Genomic DNA, 580 nt, shown 5'->3' with positions numbered 1-580 from the left:
TGTGGGGGTCGCGCACCGCAACGTGATCGAGTTGTTCGCCAACACCCAGCTGCTGTTCGGGTTCGACGAAACCGACGTCTGGACGTTGTTCCATTCCTACGCGTTCGATTTCTCGGTGTGGGAGTTGTGGTGCGCGCTGGCCAACGGCGGCAGCGTGGTCGTGGTCGACTACCTGACCTCCCGCTCACCGCAGCAGTTCCGCGAACTGCTGATCCGCGAACAAGTCACCGTGCTGAATCAGACCCCCTCGGCGTTCTACCAGCTCGCCGAGGCCGACCGCGCCGCACACTACGACGAGGGCACGTTCGCGTTGCGCTACATCGTGTTCGGTGGTGAAGCACTGGATCTGCGGCAGTTGCGGCGCTGGTACGAGCGCCATCCGGTGGACGCGCCATGGTTGGTGAATATGTACGGCATCACCGAGACCACGGTGCATGTGTCGTTCTTGTCGGTGGACGAGCAGATGGTCGACAACCCGGCGAGTGTGATCGGGCGTGCCCTGCCGGGTTTGGGTGTGTATGTGCTCGATGACCGGTTGCATCCGGCGCCGGTGGGGGTGGCCGGGGAGATCCATGTGGTC

At 63.4% G+C, this 580-nt stretch carries 1 protein-coding gene; it reads left to right on the top strand.

Annotated features, from left to right (window positions below; genetic code table 11):
• The coding region (locus ACT89H_RS29450) for an AMP-binding protein (RefSeq protein ID WP_445111933.1) at positions 1-580 on the top strand (580 nt) is incomplete at both ends.

Source organism: Nocardia aegles, from assembly GCF_052545135.1.
This window is presented reverse-complemented; position numbering and strand designations above follow the sequence as displayed.